The organism is Chloroflexota bacterium, from assembly GCA_016219275.1.
Classification (GTDB): domain Bacteria; phylum Chloroflexota; class Anaerolineae; order UBA4142; family UBA4142; genus JACRBM01.
The window spans coordinates 42,257-53,846 of sequence record JACRBM010000085.1 but is presented as its reverse complement, the minus strand read 5'-3'; the positions used below and the strand labels follow the sequence as shown (position 1 = coordinate 53,846).

General features: G+C 57.5%; 12 protein-coding genes. 4 read left to right on the top strand and 8 right to left on the bottom strand.

Features of this window, described 5'->3' with window-relative positions:
- Positions 1-136 precede the first annotated feature (136 nt).
- Together HY868_22795 and HY868_22790 are read left to right on the top strand one after the other, a co-directional pair.
- Positions 137-493 (top strand): hypothetical protein, encoded by a 357-nt coding sequence (locus HY868_22795; GenBank protein MBI5304978.1) that lies wholly within the window; start codon positions 137-139, stop codon positions 491-493.
- A 293-nt stretch (positions 494-786) separates the two neighbouring features.
- The gene (locus HY868_22790; GenBank protein MBI5304977.1) at positions 787-1,176 is read left to right on the top strand and encodes a hypothetical protein; all 390 of its coding nucleotides are present in this window, start codon (positions 787-789) and stop codon (positions 1,174-1,176) included.
- A gap of 249 nt (positions 1,177-1,425) precedes the next feature.
- On the opposite strand, the gene HY868_22785 is transcribed toward HY868_22790, so the two are convergent.
- From HY868_22785 to HY868_22775, 3 genes are read right to left on the bottom strand one after another with little or no spacing between them, the layout of a single operon-like run.
- On the bottom strand, positions 1,426-2,064 hold the full coding sequence (locus tag HY868_22785; protein MBI5304976.1) for a MarC family protein: 639 nt from the start codon (positions 2,062-2,064) through the stop codon (positions 1,426-1,428).
- Between the two features lie 52 nt (positions 2,065-2,116).
- Positions 2,117-2,476, bottom strand: coding sequence for an STAS domain-containing protein (locus HY868_22780; protein ID MBI5304975.1), 360 nt, complete (start codon positions 2,474-2,476; stop codon positions 2,117-2,119).
- 50 nt (positions 2,477-2,526) lie between these two features.
- Positions 2,527-3,453, bottom strand: coding sequence for a pyridoxal-phosphate dependent enzyme (locus HY868_22775; protein MBI5304974.1), 927 nt, complete (start codon positions 3,451-3,453; stop codon positions 2,527-2,529).
- Between the two features lie 342 nt (positions 3,454-3,795).
- On the opposite strand from HY868_22775, the gene HY868_22770 reads away from it, so the two are divergent.
- Both HY868_22770 and HY868_22765 read left to right on the top strand, forming a co-directional pair.
- Positions 3,796-4,140: a PadR family transcriptional regulator gene (locus tag HY868_22770; GenBank protein ID MBI5304973.1), complete on the top strand. Its 345-nt coding sequence runs from the start codon at positions 3,796-3,798 to the stop codon at positions 4,138-4,140.
- A complete protein-coding gene (locus HY868_22765) occupies positions 4,137-5,159 on the top strand; it encodes a hypothetical protein (protein MBI5304972.1) in 1,023 nt (340 codons plus the stop codon). Before HY868_22770 ends, HY868_22765 begins: the two co-directional genes overlap by 4 nt.
- A 62-nt stretch (positions 5,160-5,221) precedes the next feature.
- Here the strand turns inward: HY868_22765 and HY868_22760 are convergent, their stop codons facing one another.
- The 5 genes from HY868_22760 to HY868_22740 form a co-directional block, all read right to left on the bottom strand.
- Positions 5,222-5,440, bottom strand: coding sequence for a hypothetical protein (locus tag HY868_22760; GenBank protein MBI5304971.1), 219 nt, complete (start codon positions 5,438-5,440; stop codon positions 5,222-5,224).
- A 48-nt stretch (positions 5,441-5,488) separates the two neighbouring features.
- Entirely contained in the window at positions 5,489-6,502 is a 1,014-nt protein-coding gene (locus HY868_22755; GenBank protein MBI5304970.1) for a HEAT repeat domain-containing protein, read from the bottom strand.
- 152 nt (positions 6,503-6,654) lie between these two features.
- Complete coding sequence (locus HY868_22750) at positions 6,655-7,221, bottom strand: hypothetical protein (GenBank protein MBI5304969.1); 567 nt, start codon at positions 7,219-7,221, stop codon at positions 6,655-6,657.
- Between the two features lie 793 nt (positions 7,222-8,014).
- A complete protein-coding gene (locus HY868_22745) occupies positions 8,015-8,647 on the bottom strand; it encodes a response regulator transcription factor (GenBank protein ID MBI5304968.1) in 633 nt (210 codons plus the stop codon).
- Positions 8,648-8,687: 40 nt separating this feature from the next.
- Complete coding sequence (locus HY868_22740; protein MBI5304967.1) at positions 8,688-11,567, bottom strand: PAS domain S-box protein; 2,880 nt, start codon at positions 11,565-11,567, stop codon at positions 8,688-8,690.
- Positions 11,568-11,590: the final 23 nt, after the last annotated feature.

Below are 11,590 nucleotides of genomic sequence, written 5' to 3'. Positions count from 1 at the left end.
GGCGTGGGTAACAGTCTTTGAAAAGAAGTCACGAGCCAACATGGAGAAAAAGAACTGCCCACGTGACCCGTCGAAACGCCGAGTCATTTTCTCTGGGACACCCTGTTCGTGCAAATCTATTATACGAGGAGAAACCATGAACAAGTCTTCAACATCACTGTTGGTCTTTGGGGTATACCTCATTGGCATGGGCGCGGGGCTTGTCGTCATGCCCAACACCGTGCTCGGCCTCTTGAGCCTGCCGCCCACCAACGAAATTTGGATCCGCGTGCTGGGCGTGGTGACATTGGTGCTGGCGTTCTACTACATTCAGGCCTCGCGCGCCAACCTGCGTTCATTCGCCGCATGGACAGTCCCTGCAAGGGTCGCCGTCTTCCTGTTCCTCACGGGCTTTGTGCTGCTGGGCTGGGTTGGCCCGATCATGATCGTGCTGGGCTCAGTCGATTTGCTTGGCGCAGCGTGGACGGGCTGGGCTTTGAGGGCGGAAAAGTAATGGGTGATTGGCTGAACACGACATAGTCGAAGACCGTTACGACTGTGCATACAGAAACACAGCCGCCGCTATGGCAGACTTCCAAAGCCCAGCGCCAACCCGTCAAAGCATAAAGGCGGCTAACATCACGTGCAGCCGACTCGCCGTCGGCTTCGCCTCGGCGAGCGGCTGACGTACACGTTAGCCGCTTGCTCTGAAAAGTGGTGGTTACAATTGCAAGAGTAAAACAATCGTAATAATTTTTGAAGACATGATAGGATCGAAATAAAATATCTTCTTGTGGGAGTTGTTAAATGGAAACATGGCAAGTCATCCTCGTTTTTGGCGTACTTGCAATTGTGTTCGATGGTATTTGGGCAACTATTGCGAAGGCTAAAGGCTATACTTACTCCAAAGGCATGTGGGTGAGTTTTCTTATATATGTGATTGCAGGTGTAATGGGAAGCCAAAATGGAAGTTTTATGGATGGGATAATTAGTGGAGCTGGCGTAGCAATTATTGAGGCAACAATTGGTTGGTGGGTTTCATCGGTAATTGGCCCAGGGCGATTACCAGATACAGTCTCAAAAGAAGCCCGTCCAAAGGCAATAATGAATGCAATAGTCATAGTCACACTCACAGGTGCTTTGTTTGGTTTACTTGGTGCTTTAGTGAATTGGCTAATTACTATTACACGAGCATAAATAAAGTGTTACAAAAAGCAAGGCTTTCATTTCATCAGGCGCGGCTAACACCGCGTGCACTGGACGCTGGGATTTTGCCGCATTTTCAAGTATTTTTCTGGCTTCGAGTTTTCTCTGCTCCCAAGCAGAGTCCACGCCCGCCCCAGCGCCAGTAACGCAAACCATTAGCCCTCCCCGTACCTTTTCCTCCACCCCACAGACCCCGCACTTGTCCTCCTCCAGAAATTCAGTCAATTCTTCAATCGCCGGCTAGGGCTTCATACTTTGAATGATCGGACGTAACCCGTTGAAGAAAAACTCGACGGCAATTGCCATCACGATCAAACCCATAATTCGCAAGAGAACTTTGTTCCCCGCACTGCCAAGCGCGTGCATCACCTGACGCGCGCCGATCAGGAACAGGAACGACAACACCAGCACCGCCGTAATCGCGCCGAACAGCGCGATTTGTTTTTCGAATTCGCCGGTCGTCTCGTTCATCAACACGATCACCGTCGCAATCGCGCCGGGTCCGGCGATGAGCGGAATGCCGAGCGGCGTGATCGCGATGTCTTCGATGTATTCGCTGACCGATTGCTCGTCCGCTTTGGTGCGCGTCAGCCGCGCTTCGAGCATTTCGTAACCCATGATGAAAAAAATAATGCCGCCGACGATGCGGAGACTGTGGACCGAGATGCCGAAGAATTCAAAGATGAATCGCCCGGTCAGCGCAAAGAGCACGAGCGCGATCCACGCGGTCAGCGCGGCGCGCAACGCGACGCGGCGCGATTCGGGATGCGACAATTTGCCGGTCATCGAAACGAAAACCGGCAACGCGCCGAGCGGGTCAATCATCGTAAAGAGCGAGACGAAACAGAGCAAGCCAAATTGCAGTGGGAGTGGATTCATCGGTCTCCACTTGTACCACAACCGGCTAGATTGTCAAAAACGCGCAAACAGATTAGAACGACGCGACCGCTTTTCGTAAATCGTCGTGAATCTCGATGAACGAATCGAACCCGGCGATAGTAAGGACGCGCAAAATGTTCGCGGGCGGATTGAGCAATTTTACATTGCGCGAAACTTTACTCTTTCCGCTTTCCGTGTCAAATTGCTTGACAATCGCGAGCACCGCGCGCATTCCCGCGCTCGTCAACGATGACACGCCGGACAAATCAATCAGCAAGTAACGCGCGCCGCTGTCGTATGCCTGCTTGGCGTGCGCCTCCAACTGTGCGACACTGCCCAGATTGAGTTGACCTTGCAAACGGAATAACGTGACCGGCACGCGACCGGTTTCTTGCGCCAAGATGATGTCCATTTTGTCGCCTCCCATAACCGTATGGCAAGTTGGAAACTTGTTCTACTCTCTCAAACCTGCTGATCCCACTTGGCGAGCAGTTCACGCGTGACGCCCGCGCCGCCGCACACGATCATTACAATCGGTGCGCGATTTTGCAATGGCGCGGCGCGACCATAGCCCGCTGCCAATGCCGCGCCGCACGCCGGTTCGACGAGGACGCGATGATCGTCCGCGAAACGCAAACATGCGTCCACCGCCGCGCGATCGTTGACGACCCAGGGTGTAATCGGATGCTCACGTGTCCAATCGAGTGCGCGTTGCGCGACGCGTCGCGCGCCGAGCGTCGTCGCGACCGACGCGATGCGGTCGAGCGTGATGAGCCGCCCGGCTTGCGCGGACGCGGCGAATGACGCCGCGCCTTCCGTCTCCGCCGCGAGCACCGGCACATCGTTCCATCCGACCGCGTGCATGCCTTCGAGCAAACCGCACAACAAGCCGCCGCCGCCGACCGCGACGACGACCGCGCCGGGCTTGATGCCGGCTTGCGCGATTTCGTGAACCATCGTCGCGTGTCCACTCCACACGCGCGGATCGTCGAACGGATGAATGTACGCCGCGTGCTCGCGTTCGGCAAGCGCGAGCGCGAACGCGTGCGAATCGTCCCAAGCATCGCCGCGCACGATCAACTCGGCGTCTTCCGCGCGAATCAATTCTTGCGAACGCGGCGAGGTCGTTTGCGGCACGACAATCGTCACGCGCATTCCCAGTCGTCGCCCGGCGTACGCGACGGCGAGTCCCGCGTTGCCGCCCGACGCGCACACGACGCGCGACGCGCCCGCGTCATGCGCGGCTTGACACGCTGCGCCCATCCCGCGCGATTTGAACGAACCGGCTGGCTGAAATGACTCCATCTTCAAAAACACCGGCGCGCCCAGGATCGCGCTCAAGGGTCGCGATTCCCAAAGCGGCGTGACGTTGTAAAGCGATTGATGCATGGTTAGTGTTGGTTCTCCAATCTCACAAAAGGATGATAAGCAAAAACAAAAAAGGCAGACTCGTCCATCTGCCTTGGCGGGTGTGCTCTTTGCGCGCGCTCGACACTCATCATCGAACTTTCAGCCGCGTCATCGCGGAAATCAGATCGGTTGGGTGAGTTGATTATACAAAACGGATGCAGAGTGTCAAGAGGGGTTGGAGGGCAGAGGAGAGGGTTGGGGTGAGGGTGGGCGCGACTTTGCACGCGCCCTGCCGCCAGACCGCCGGGCTTGACACGGTGCGCCAACAGCGTTAATATGTCGTCAGACGACATATTGTTAGACGGCATATTGGGAGGTAGGGTGGGACAAGCCAGCATTGAAGCGAATCTGCCGCTCAGCGAGGCGACGTTTTTTATTCTGCTGAGTCTCGCGCCGGGACGCAAGCACGGTTACGCGATCATGAAAGAGGTGGGCGCGTTGAGCGCTGAACGTATTGCCTTGAGCACCGGCACGCTCTATGGCGCGCTCAAACGGTTGCTGGAGCAGGGTTGGATCAAACGAGTGAACGATAGCGAAAATGGTAAACGCGCGCGCCAGGCGTACGCGCTCACCGAACTGGGTCGGCGCGTTTTGGACGCCGACCTGGCGCGAATGCAAATGCTCGTCGCGGCGGGACGCAAGTTTGCGTTGCGAGGGCAACCGTGAACGATTGGTTGGTACGTCTCTACGCATGGCTATTGTGTCTGTACCCGCGCGCGTTTCGCGATGAGTTCGCGGACGAAATGCGCGCGGTGTTTGCCGAGACATTGGCGGACGCGGCGCGCGCCGGTGATCGCGCACGACTGGGCGCGGCTTGGCGCGAGTTGCGCGATTTGCCGCGCGCGTTGCTGCGCGCGCATTGGCGCGCGAGGAGGAATGCGAACATGAACACTCGACCGCGTGTGGGCTGGGTTGAACTTGTCGTGACGCTGACTCCATTTTTGCTGATCCTGCTGGTCTTGCTGATGAATGTACTGCACATCTACTTGAATTCGCTGTTTGGTGTTGGGCTGGTAGGCGTATTGGTTGTCCTCGCGCTCGTCGGGCTGGCGCGCGGCTTGCCGCGCTGGGCGTTGCCTACGCTGGGTTTTCTCGCGGCGATTCTTAATCTATTTGCGATGCCCCTGTGGATTCCCATCATCGAAGGGTTGCCGATGCCTGTGGAAGGCGTGGTGCGCGGTGTGGTTAGTTCGGGTCCATGGTTTGGGTTGATCGCGTATGTGCTGGTCGCGATTTTTATCATCGCGTTCGTCAGACCATTGGCTCCGCTCTACGCGCGTTTGCGCGCGGACTGGACCGGCTTTGCATTTGCCCTTTACGGCGTAATGGCATTCGCATTGATCTTGACGTTCGACGATTATGTTGGCGAGGAGCCGTATGAAATCGCCGCGTTATTCATCGTGATGCTGGGTGCGTGGACGTATTTGCGTGCCGCATCAAGCACGCGTCGAATGCTGATTCTGGGCGCGGGCGTTTCGCTCGCGATGGGGATGGTCGTATTCACCAAATGGCTCATCATTCCACAACAACCCTGGGATTGGTTGTCCAGCGCGGCGATCATTGCATCTACCCAGCAGAATGAAATGTTGAGTACCGTATACACGTGGGGTTGGATGATCGTGTTGCTTTTTTTGCCCGCGTTATTGAGATGGTTGCCCTCTCCGAATCAGCCACAAACAATCTAGGTGCCGGAAATACAAAGCCCGTCGAGTTTTGCAACCCGACGGGTTTTGCTGTCCCCCGACATTTATCTGCGGCGTACCCACGCACGTCGCCGCTTGTTTTCCTCAAGAAGGGTCGCGAGCAAAGCCGCGAGCAGTGTGCTCGCGAGAATGGTCGCGGTGGATAGCACATCCCACGATGTATCTGGCGCTATCATCCGACTCTTTTCGATGAGATTGGCGAGGTTCGCCGCGTTCACCGCGATCACGACGGGCAAAGCCAAATACGGTAATGATGCTTTCATCTCTGTGCGCTCCTTTTAGCGTATCGTTTCAGAATCGGTATTCGAAATTTACCACCCCGGTACGTTGATCAGTGCATAACGCCAGGGTGTGCCGTCCGCGACGCCGTACAAATATTCCGGCGTCGCGACGTCGAGAATGAGGCGAGTGGTTAGCGCCCACGCCGGCGCAGCGGGTAACATGACCCAGGTTTTGCCGCTGTCATTGCTCGTCGCGATGCCGAGTGGAGTCTTGGTAACGCCATCGAGTTGTGTGGACGCGAGCGCGATGTACAGGCGGCGCGCGTCTTTGGGATCCACCGCCATCGCGGTGACGCTCAATTGCGTCGGAGTGTCCATGCCAAATTGAACACGTGCCCAGGTTTTGCCGTCGTTCTCGCTGCGATTCAATCCCGCGTCTATGGTCGCCGCGTAGATGGAATGTCCATCTGCCGTAACGGCAAGCGCGACCGGCGTATCCGGTAAATGACCAACACGTGCCCAGGATTCATCGCGTTGAACATAGAACGCGTCATTCGCGGCGGCATACACGTGTCCCGTTGGCGCAACTGTAAACGCTTGCACTTTGGAGCGTGGGACTTGAAGCCCGCGTGCGACCTGACCGGCAAGCTGCTGTTCCGCTTCGAAAGCGGCGCGTTGAATATTTTCGTTGCCCTGGACGACTTGCAGTTCTCGCAAGCGTGATAATGCTTGGAACGCACCGATCTCGCCGAGTGCGGTTGTTGCTTCCTCGCGCACTCGCGCGTCCGCGTCGTACGTTGCGGCGATCAGCGCGTCGGCGGCTTCGGTCGAGCGCCGCCAACCCAGGTCTTGCGCCGCGCGTAGGCGCACCTGCGGGTTGGACGCGCGGAGCGCAAACATCAATGCCACATCGTGATCGCGCGCAACCGCCACGCCGGTCGTCGGCGTATCTTCGGATGCCGTCGCCGAACGCGCGGCGACCAGGACCATGAGCAATACGCTGAGACTGACCAACGCAACCGCAAAGACGAACGGATTGCGTCGTAACTCCGCCAAGTGTTGTCCATCCGCGTGTGCGCGTGGGTGGAAATGCCGACGTGCCATCGAGTCCCTCCTCGTGAATAGAGCATACGCGTTTTTCCGTGCGAGGAAAATCGGGCAATGTGTGATAACCCTGTCATCGGGCGCGCCATTCGCGTGTCGTATTTTCTATTACACGATTTGCGCGGGCGAGTTTTTTTCGCGCGCGCAAGCGGCTAGGCGTTTTTTTCCGTATGGAGCAGAGTGACATCCACACAGGCAACTTGAACCATGTCATCGGTGAGTTGAGAGATCCCCGTCCACCGGAGCGCGCCGTGTTTTGCGTTTGCTTGTCCCACCTCCTTACAGTACCGGATCAAGGTCTGTCCATACTTGCCGACGATGTACGCGAGGACTTGACGGGTATCTCCCTTGTCTCCGTCAAGATAGTTGATTTGGCTGTACCACGCGTTCCCTTCGATGCGCGCGCGCTCTTGCGGCCAGTACCAAATATCCTTGCCTTGCTCCAACATCACAAAAGTCCAGATCTCCAGCCCTTCCGGTAATTCCTTGAGAATGCCATTGACCGAGAAAGCATGGCTGACGGCTTGGCGCACCGTGGGGGACAAGATGCGAATGCCATAATCCGCCGATGTGATTTTTGAATTTTTCTTTAGCAATGCCAATTCCTTTTCCAATTCGACGCTGTTTTTTCCTTGCGCGCGATAAGCCAGGGCGCCAATCGCGGCGGCGGTGATCGTCGCAAACGCGCCGACCAACGCCGTGATCACTGTCGGGTCCATACGCTTCGCCTCCTTTACCTAACGCGCGCCCGTCCAACAGTGCGTGGATCATACAGAACGCGACGGCGCGATATTTCTTGCCGGGAAATTGAACGCTCCATTGATCTAGCAAAAAAGCAATCAGAGGCAACCCCTTGCAAGGCGCCCCTGATGAACCGTAACACTGTACCGACCAAACTGTTCGATCTACCTCTGGCGATGGTGAGCCGTAGTTGCATTATTCCAAAAGTGTTACACCTTGTGCGCCTACCCGCGTGGCAATCGCCTGGGTTTCACTCAAGCCCAACGCGGCGCAAGCCGAGTCGGCGCGATGCTCACCTGCTCGCGCATAACCAAAAAATCTGTCCAAAGCAACGCCGGTGTCCTCCACATTCCACATTCGATTGACGACTCCTGCTAGAAGGTCAGCCCAGGTTGTGTTGATCGCGCACATGACGAACAACGCAGTATGCCTACCCGCGCGGGGTGTCCGTCAAAATTTTGGAACACTCAACCTTGCGAAGGTTTTGACGACAAATCAATATGATTGCCGTTCAACCTTCGCAAGGTTTTTTCACCACCCAAAAACTGGACGCACACCCACCTGTGCGTTATTCGGCTGGCAGTATAATCATACGCGCTCTCAACTCTAAATAGAATCAGGACAAGTGCGATGTTTGTGTCGCAACTCTGCTAGTTCATCCATCGTATTTTTTGCTACAAAACAATCCGCGTGGGTGGGAAAATAAAACGCAGACGGCGCGGAAATTTTTTCCGCCCGTCTGCATGTTACGCGCGTGATCTGCGTCCCGGTTCAATCAATCAATTTGTGTTCCATCGCGTAGCGCGTTAGCTCGACGTTCGATTGCAGGTTCATCTTTTCGAGTACGCGCGCGCGATATGTATTGACCGTGCTGATACTGAGCGAGAGTTCCTGCGCGATTTCGCTCACCTTTTTGCCAGTGGCGATCATCCGCATCACTTGGTACTCGCGATCCGACAACGTTTCGTGCGCGAGCTGGGTCGTGCGCGTGCCCAGTTCGTCGGCGAGTTTCTCGGCGAGCGCGGGACTGACGTACTTACCGCCCGCCGCGATCTTGCGAATCGCGTTCACCAGTTCGCCGACCGCGCTCTCTTTCGTAATGTAACCCGCCGCGCCGGCTTTGAGCGCGCGCACCGCAAACCGATCCTCCGGGTGCATGCTCAAAATGAGCGCCGGCAATTTGGGATACTCGCGCTGCAATTGCTTGAGCGCGTCCAAGCCGCTCAGCCCCGGCATCGAAATATCGAGCAAGAGCATATCGAGCTGGCACGTTTTGAGCAGTTCAAAAACCTGGGTCGCATTTTGCGCTTCGCCGACGACCACCATATCGGTTTCGCTTTTGAGAATCTTTTTCAAACCCTCGCGCACCAAGGCGTGATCATCCGCGATGAGAATTCGAATCATCCGTGCTCCTTTTGAAACGGGGCGGCGGCGCGATTCGCCGCTAAACCGGAATTCGCACCGTCACCGTCGTGCCTTCGCCCGGCGCGCCGGCGAGCGTGACCTCGCCGCCGAACACATGCGCGCGTTCGCGCATGCCTAAAACGCCGAACGTTTTCTTATCGCTCAGGTCGCTCGATGCCAACCCCTTGCCATTATCGCGTACCTGCAAGACGATCGTGCCGTCTTCTTGTTTCAAATTCGCTTCGACGCGCGTCGCGTTCGCGTGGCGCGCGACGTTCGTGAGCGTTTCCTGGAAAATGCGAAACACCGCCGTCGAGCGATCCAGGTCGAGGTTCACCTCGTCCAGGGTCGTATCGAAATGGCAAGCGATGCCGGTGCGCGTTTGAAACTCTTGCAATTGCCACTCGATTGCCGCGCTCAATCCCAGGTGATCCAAAATTTCTGGACGCAATTCGCGAATGATTTCGCGCATCGTCTTGATCGTCGCATCCACCAGTTGAATCGTTCGGTTGACATCCGCTTTCACGTCGGCGACGGGCACCGTTTTGGTATTCTTTAGTTTGCGGTCGAGCAATGCCAGGTCCATTTTCACCGCGGTCAACACTTGCCCAACCTGGTCGTGAATCTCGCGCGCGATGCGGATGCGCTCTTCCTCGCGTGCGGACTGCAGGTGCGCGGAAAGCCGCCGCAATTCCTCGTTAACGCGTTGGCGTTCGGCGACTTCGTTGGCGAGTTGTACGTTCGTGTTTTGCAGTTCGATCGTGCGCGCAACGACGCGCTGTTCGAGGTCCTGGCTCAGTTCTTGCGCCGCGTGATACAAGCGCGCGTTCTCGACCGCCAATGCGATGCGCCGCGCTAAATCTTCCGCCACTGCCAGGTCGGATGGGACGTACCGGCGCGCCGCGTTGCACAACGACAACGTGCCAATCGCGCGTTCGCGCGCGAGGAGCGGCACGATGATGTACGCGCCCATGCCGACCTCGACCAAGAGTTTGAGGTGCTCGATGTTTTGCACGAGCGAGGCGAGCTGGTCGTTGTTGACCTGATACAAAAATTCCGGTTTGCCAGTGCGGATCACGTTCGGCACGCCGGAGTGCGCCTCCGGCTTCGGCGGATAGCGGCGCAATAAATCGCGCACCTTGTCGAGCTTGGTCGGGTCGCCGTGCGAACACGCGGCAAGGTCGAGCGCGCCGTCGCCGGTCACCAAGTGAATCGCGCACCAATCGGCGATGCTGGGCGCGGCGAGTTGCGCGACGCGCGCCAACGTCAGATGGGGATCGAGCGAAGAGACGAGTAGTTCACTCGCTTCGGCGAGAAAGCGTTGCACCTGTTCCGCGCGTTGGCGTTCGGTGATGTCGCGCGCAATCGTCGAGACGCCGATGATTCTGCCCGCGGCGTCTTTGATGTGCGAGACGCTCAACGACACGTGAATCGGTTCGCCGTCTTTTCGCACGCGCACGGTGTCTTGTTGCTCAATGGGTTCGCCCTGCCGCAACCGATGAATCAACGCGGGAAATTCGTCGAGGCGCTCGGAGGGAAACGTCAGCGAAATGGATTTGCCAATCATCTCCGACGCGGCATAACCCAGCAAGCGCTCCGCGCCGGGATTCCAGGTTTGCACGATACCGTCGAGCGTTTGGCTGAACACGGCGTCTTCGGACGCGTTCACAATCGCGGCGAGCCGGAAAATAGATTGCTCGTTCCGCAAACGTTCGGTTGCGTCGCGCAGGATGAGCACCGCGCCGCTCACCTGGTCGTCTTGATCGCGAATGGGCGTGCACGCGTAATCCACCGGCAGCGCGCGACCGCTCTTGGGAATGAACACGCTCGGCGCGTCGGAGTTGTGCGCGCGACGTTCGCGCAACACGCGCGTGACTGGGTTTTCAATCGGTTGAAACGTTTCGGCGTCCGAAATGTTGACGACCAACGGATTGCCAAGCGTTTCGCCGAGCGTCCACCCGGTCAGGGTTTCGGCGGCGGGATTCATAAATGTGACGTCGCCGCGCGCATCGGTCGCGATGACCGCGTCGTGGATACCGAGCAGAGTCGTCAGCAATAAATCGCGATGATCGTGAACCACGCGCTCGACGCGATCGCGTTCGATAGTTGTCGCGAGCAGTGTCGCCGTCGCTTGCAAGAACGCGATGGCGTGCGTCGAATAATTTCTGCGCCTGGACGAAAACGCGCCGAGCGCGCCAAAGGGCTGACCGTCGTTCGAAAGTTGGACCGCGATGCCGCTCGCAACCGCGTGCTCGGAGAAAAATGCCGGAATGCTAAACCGTTTTTCGACGCGCAGGTTCTTGATGACGATGGGTTCGGTCGCAGTGAGCATCACGTCGGCGAAGGATTCGGGACCAGGATTAGAAATCGCGCGACCTTGCCAGTCTTGGCTCCAGCCCGCGCCGGCTTGAAACAACAACGCATCCAGTTCCGGCGCAAACTCGCCGAGCGCGCAGTATTCGAGATCGAGCGCCTGGCACACGTGTGTCGTCGTCTCGTAGAGGAATGCCGCGAGGTCCTGGGTCGTCAACGCGCTCTGCCCGATCTCGGCAAGCGCAGTTTGGAGACGCGCGCGTTCGTTCGCGACGCGCTCGCGCCGCAAACGAATTTCGATCAACGCGCTGAGCGCCAGGGCAAGGACTGCAAACAAGGTCAGTTGTTGCAAATCGAGCGGGTCTTGAATCGCGAACGAAAACTCCGGCGGGAAAACAAAGAACGCGAGCGCGGCGAACGCGAGTATCGTCGCGAGGATGCCGGGACCCAGCCCGCCGAACCACGCGACGACGGTCGCCGCGACGATGAACAGGAGCAGTGGACTGGCGACCCTGAGCGCGGTCGCGTTGGTGATGACGAGCGCGATGGCGACAAGCAGTACGGCAACACCATACTGTGCGATCACCAAACCAGTTCTACGTTTCATTCGCTCCTCGGTTGAAAACTGGG

Bases quoted from the DNA above. Each gene is read 5' to 3' on its own strand.
- HY868_22795 (MBI5304978.1), top strand. From the start codon at position 137: ATGAACAAGTCTTCAACATCACTGTTGGTCTTTGGGGTATACCTCATT.
- HY868_22790 (MBI5304977.1), top strand. From the start codon at position 787: ATGGAAACATGGCAAGTCATCCTCGTTTTTGGCGTACTTGCAATTGTG.
- HY868_22785 (MBI5304976.1), bottom strand. From the start codon at position 2,064: ATGAATCCACTCCCACTGCAATTTGGCTTGCTCTGTTTCGTCTCGCTC.
- HY868_22780 (MBI5304975.1), bottom strand. From the start codon at position 2,476: ATGGACATCATCTTGGCGCAAGAAACCGGTCGCGTGCCGGTCACGTTA.
- HY868_22775 (MBI5304974.1), bottom strand. From the start codon at position 3,453: ATGCATCAATCGCTTTACAACGTCACGCCGCTTTGGGAATCGCGACCC.
- HY868_22760 (MBI5304971.1), bottom strand. From the start codon at position 5,440: ATGAAAGCATCATTACCGTATTTGGCTTTGCCCGTCGTGATCGCGGTG.
- HY868_22755 (MBI5304970.1), bottom strand. From the start codon at position 6,502: ATGGCACGTCGGCATTTCCACCCACGCGCACACGCGGATGGACAACAC.
- HY868_22750 (MBI5304969.1), bottom strand. From the start codon at position 7,221: ATGGACCCGACAGTGATCACGGCGTTGGTCGGCGCGTTTGCGACGATC.
- HY868_22745 (MBI5304968.1), bottom strand. From the start codon at position 8,647: ATGATTCGAATTCTCATCGCGGATGATCACGCCTTGGTGCGCGAGGGT.
- HY868_22740 (MBI5304967.1), bottom strand. From the start codon at position 11,567: ATGAAACGTAGAACTGGTTTGGTGATCGCACAGTATGGTGTTGCCGTA.